A 5401-nucleotide genomic window follows, 5' to 3' on the forward strand; every position below is an offset into this window, starting at 1 on the left:
TCGAGCGGTTCAACTGTCTGCTTACCGAGAGACAGTTGCAGGTCTGTCAGCAGAATAACAGGCACCTGGTATTCTTCTGCGATGTTGAACGCTTCTACTGTATCGTAGAACGCCTCTTCCGCCGTACTCGGTGCTAATATCACTTTCGGAATTTCACCGTGTGTATTGTAAATCATTGCGTTCACGTCAGATTGCTCTTGCTTGGTTGGCATACCAGTGGACGGACCTCCACGCTGCGTATCTACGATAACGAGCGGAGTTTCCGTAATCCCCGCCAGGCCAATCGCTTCCGCCATCAGGGAAAGTCCCGGGCCCGCGGAGGCGGTTAATGTACGAACACCGCCATAGTTCGCACCGATTGCCATCGTTACGGCAGCGATTTCATCTTCAGTTTGAATAACGGTACCACCGAATTCAGGCAGCTTCTTAACCAAATATTCCATAATTTCAGAAGCCGGAGTAATCGGATAAGCTGGCATAAAACGACAGCCTGCCGCAAGTGCACCCATTGCAATCGCATCGTTACCGATCATGAACATGCGTTTCTTGCCGTCTGCCGGCTCTAAGCGCAACTCTTCAATCGGACCGCCTGCTTCCTTATTTACATACTCGGCGCCGCGAGCGATAGCTTCCATGTTTTTCTCAACCACTTTTTGACCTTTCTTGCCAAACAGCTCATCCACCACTTCAGAGAAGGATTCAGCAGGCAAACCCAAGAGAGCGCTGGAAGCTCCAATCGCCACCATGTTTTTCATAAGAGACGTTCCGAGTTCTTCAGCAATCTCAGTGAAAGGTACAGAGAAAAGGCGGACATCCGCCCCTTCAGGCGCCTTCGGATTGAACTTAGAATCGCCAATGATAACGCCGCCTTTACGAAGTTCCGGGCTGTTAACGTCGATCGTCTCCTGGTCAAATGCCACGAGAATGTCGAGGTTGTCCGAAATTCCGCCCAGCGGCTTCGTGCTTACGCGAATTTTGTTATTGGTGTGACCACCCTTAATGCGGGAAGAGAAATGGCGGTACCCATATAGATAATACCCTAGACGATTCAGCGCAATCGCGAATATTTCGCCTGTACTGTCAATCCCTTCACCTTGTTGTCCTCCAACTTTCCAAGAAAGTTGACTAATCATGAACTCCACCCCTTCAAGACGATAGATTGCTCGTTCTTTTCAGTTGAAAAGTGTACCATTTTTTAAACAGATACACCACGGTTTTGAGCCCTCTTCCATTTTTCAGGTCACCTACTATATGTATCTATTTAAAAAATATGAACAAATTGTGTACTTCAAACTTTATTCATTGTAGTCCTCTCTCTCTCAAATTGCAACCCTTCAGTTAAGATTTCTTAAACAAAATTACGATTACCCCATGGACCGGTAAAAAATCAAGATAAAAGCATTGGTATATCTGCTTCATTCTTTCAAAATCTCCTACATTCTCCTTCATTCTTGTTCACAAGCACACAAGAAAAACGGAGGAAAATGAAAAAAGCCTGCTTATCCAGTGAGGAATAAACAGGCACAACTGATGAAAGACCATTGTGGTTATTCAACTATCGAGGTTCGACAATCAACTTGATCGCGGTTCGTTCTTCGCCTTCTATTAGAATATCCGTGAAGGCAGGGATACAAATAAGGTCAACACCACTCGGTGCTACAAACCCTCGTGCGATTGCTACTGCTTTAATTGCTTGATTAAGTGCACCCGCTCCAATGGCCTGAAGCTCAGCTGCGCCGCGTTCACGCAGAACTCCGGCCAGGGCACCAGCGACAGAATTAGGGTTGGATTTTGCTGAAACTTTTAATACTTCCATCTCAAGTACCTCCTTAGATAGATTGATGATTACCACAATTACTCTATTCAGCGAAGGTACAAATCATTCCTGTCCCATTCATATTTTGGATGAAAAATATTCTGAAAATTAAAAAACGTTCATTCCATAAACGGATGGTCTTCATCAATAATAATTCGCTGAATAGAGCTGGCACGACCGGTGTTTTTTTCCATATCAACTATTACCCCATTTAATTGCGGTTTAACCATCGCAACTTCAAATCTAACCGGTAACCCTGTCAAAAATTTCTTCAACACTGTTTCACGTTCCATCCCCAGAATGCTGTTGCGCGGACCGACCATGCCAGCATCCGTTAGATAGGCCGTCCCTCCGGGCAGAATCCGTTCATCGGCAGTCTGAACGTGCGTATGCGTACCGACAACAGCACTCACCTTCCCATTCAAAAACCACCCCATCGCCTGCTTTTCTGATGTTGCTTCCGCATGCATATCGACAAAAATATACGGGGTACGTTTTCGAACCAGTTCAACGATATGCTCTGCCGTACGAAACGGGCAATCCGAAGGAGGAAGAAATGTCCGTCCCTGCAGATTAATAATAGCCAGCTCTCCGCCATTTGTTCCTTTCAAAAACGTATGGCCTCTACCTGGCGTACCAGGGGCGTAATTAGCGGGACGCACAATGCGGGGTTCATCGTCGATAAAGTCAAACACTTCCTTGTTATCAAAAGAGTGATTGCCGAGAGTAATGGCACCTGCTCCCCATTCAAAGAATTGGTTGGCAATCTTTTGGGTAATCCCCCTGCCGGATGCTGCATTCTCCCCGTTGACGACCGTGAAATGAGGGTTGTATTTCTTTTTAAGGCGGGGCAGCATCTCTTTCAGCATGTCTCTCCCCGGAGAGCCTACCACATCACCGATGAATAACAGCCTCATATTTCGTCTCCTTCCTCTTATGCAAACAAAAGCTTCTGCCGATCACTCGGAGAAGCTTCTGCGTTTTATTTCGCATATTCAACTGCCCGTGTCTCCCGGATAACGGTGACTTTAATATGTCCCGGGTAGTCGAGCTCGCTTTCGATTTTCTTCGTAATATCACGTGCCAGACGATGCGCCTGCAGGTCATCAATCTGATCCGGCTTCACCATAATTCGGACTTCACGCCCTGCCTGAATCGCATACGATTTCTCAACGCCTTCGAACGATTCGGAGATGCCCTCCAGCTTCTCTAAGCGGCGAATGTACGTTTCCAACGTTTCACGGCGCGCTCCCGGCCTTGCAGCGGACAAAGCGTCGGCTGCGGCCACCAGCATCGCAATAACCGATGTCGGTTCGCAATCTCCGTGATGTGAGGCGATTCCATTGATAACAACGGGATGCTCTTTATATTTTTTCGCTAATTCTACCCCAATTTCAACATGTGAACCTTCAACCTCATGGTCAATGGCCTTGCCTATATCATGCAGAAGACCGGCACGCTTTGCCAGCGTCTGGTCCTCGCCCAGCTCTGCAGCCATCAACCCGCATAAATGTGAAACTTCAATGGAATGTTTCAACACGTTCTGTCCATAACTGGTACGGTATTTTAAGCGGCCCAGAATTTTGATGAGATCCGGGTGCAGTCCGTGAATCCCTGTCTCAAATGTAGCCTGCTCACCGTATTCGCGAATGCGCTCATCCACTTCACGGCGCGCTTTTTCAACCATTTCTTCAATACGTGCAGGATGGATGCGTCCATCCGCCACAAGCTTCTCCAGTGCGGTTCGCGCAATCTCACGACGAACGGGATCAAAACCGGATAAAATGACGGCTTCCGGAGTATCATCAATGATTAAATCGATACCAGTTAACGTCTCCAGAGCACGAATATTTCGACCTTCTCGACCGATAATCCGACCTTTCATTTCATCATTAGGAAGCGAAACAACCGATACTGTCGTTTCCGCCACATGGTCCGCGGCACAGCGCTGAATCGCCGTGGCAATAATATGACGGGCTTTTTTGTCCGCTTCTTCCTTCGCCTGCTGTTCGATGTCTTTTGCCAGCATAGCAGCTTCGTGACGCACTTCATCCTCAACCTGCTGCAGAATGATGTCGCGCGCTTCTTCGCGTGTCAGGTTTGAAACCCGTTCGAGTTCAGCCATCTGAGCCTGCAAAAGTTCTTCCGTTTTCGCGTGCATCTGGTTAATCGCCTGCTCGCGACGCTCAAGCTCCGTTTCCTTACGCTCATACGTGTCCATCTTTCGGTCAAGCGACTCCTCTTTTTGCAGTACACGTTTCTCAAGGCGCTGAATCTCGTTTCGTCTTTCGCGCAAGTCCTTCTCGGCATCCGTTCGCAGTTTATGCACTTCGTCTTTCGCTTCGAGCACTTTCTCCTTCTTGAGTGCTTCCGCTTCTTTTTCCGCTTTGTCTACAATTTGACGTGCAGCTTCTTCCGCACTCGAAATCTTTGCCTCTGCGAGTGATTTACGAACAAAATAACCAATTACCGCTCCGACCACCAGAGATGCAAGTGCAATGAGAATTGCAGGTACTAAGTTCATCTTTCTGTCACCTCCTTGCATCTGAGGTCTTTCTTCAATTTTTGGCTGTGTAGAATGTCAGGTTTAGTTAAAAAACGAGATCGGATACTCGATCTCTCCTATGCAAAACCATCTATATATTCTTACCCGAGGCTAGCGAAAAAGAGAGGACCACGGTAGAAAAAGAATATACAAGTTCATTTTGCCATCATACCGCAGGAATGTCAAGAATGGGTAATTTGTGTTACATCTCTTGGTTTATGCTCTCATTTTTTAATGTTTCGAGGGTTTTTTTAATGATTTCGTGCGGAAAGCCTTTGCGCTGCAAAAACGGCCCTATTTTATTTCTCATTTCTTGAAAAGATCCAAACCGCTTTTGTCCGTATTTTTTGCGTGCAATCGACAGACAAGCGGCTTCCTCATCTTCCTGTTCCACCTGCGCGAGCGCTGCCTCCACATCCTCCCCGTCAATTCCCCTGGCCTGGAGTTCCTGGCGCAGCAAGTGCCTGCCACGGGGTTTAAGACGAAGCCTCTCTTCCACCCATTGCCGGGCATAAGCACGATCATCGAGGTATTTTCGTTTGATAAAACCGGATACTGTCTCATCCGCTACCGATGCAGGGAATCCCGTATCCAGCAAATAGCGCCGTACTTCTTCGACGGTGCGCGGACGGTGGCTAATATAGCGCAAAGCATACTGCACAGCACGGTTCTTCTCTTCTGCATCAAGCAGCTCCTTCATATCCGCTTCGTCCAATTTACAGCCTTTGTTCAAACGGTACTTGACCAGCACATCTTCATGGATAGCAAACGCATATTCGCCGTCCAGGTACACGTTGATGCGATGCTTATTTTTCTTTTGACGTTCCAGTCGCGTAATTACGGCTGCAGTTCGCTTCTCCTCGCTCATCCGTCTTCCCTCCACATAGCAGAATAACAAAACCACCATAGCCAATCAGCCGCAACCCCGACATGAAAATGGAGGGAAGGGCGGCTGACTTTTGTGGTACGAAGAAAAAGAGAGGAAAGAAGGAGGAGAGGATTTCAATGGGGAAAAAGGCGAAGGCCTTTTTCTTCCTTAG

General features: G+C 47.6%; 6 protein-coding genes. All 6 read right to left on the minus strand.

Going from position 1 to position 5401, the window contains the following annotated elements; all coding sequences use genetic code 11:
- Positions 1-1133, minus strand: a 1133-nt coding sequence (locus B2899_RS12550) for a 2-oxoacid:acceptor oxidoreductase subunit alpha (RefSeq protein WP_286886228.1), incomplete at its 3' end; no start/stop codon positions are given.
- A gap of 422 nt (positions 1134-1555) precedes the next feature.
- Positions 1556-1816, minus strand: a complete 261-nt coding sequence (locus B2899_RS12555; RefSeq protein ID WP_040303043.1) for a stage V sporulation protein S — start codon at positions 1814-1816, stop codon at positions 1556-1558.
- Positions 1817-1935: 119 nt separating this feature from the next.
- Positions 1936-2733: a TIGR00282 family metallophosphoesterase gene (locus tag B2899_RS12560; protein ID WP_146810694.1), complete on the minus strand. Its 798-nt coding sequence runs from the start codon at positions 2731-2733 to the stop codon at positions 1936-1938.
- Between the two features lie 65 nt (positions 2734-2798).
- Positions 2799-4340, minus strand: a complete 1542-nt coding sequence (gene rny / locus B2899_RS12565; protein WP_146810696.1) for a ribonuclease Y — start codon at positions 4338-4340, stop codon at positions 2799-2801.
- A gap of 223 nt (positions 4341-4563) precedes the next feature.
- On the minus strand, positions 4564-5229 hold the full coding sequence (locus B2899_RS12570) for a RecX family transcriptional regulator (protein WP_170230284.1): 666 nt from the start codon (positions 5227-5229) through the stop codon (positions 4564-4566).
- On the minus strand, positions 5168-5401 hold a 234-nt coding region (locus B2899_RS12575; RefSeq protein WP_286886234.1), incomplete at its 5' end, for a hypothetical protein. The genes B2899_RS12570 and B2899_RS12575, both read right to left, overlap by 62 nt.

Source organism: Aneurinibacillus sp. UBA3580 (assembly GCF_002375825.1).
Classification (GTDB): domain Bacteria; phylum Bacillota; class Bacilli; order Aneurinibacillales; family Aneurinibacillaceae; genus Aneurinibacillus; species Aneurinibacillus danicus.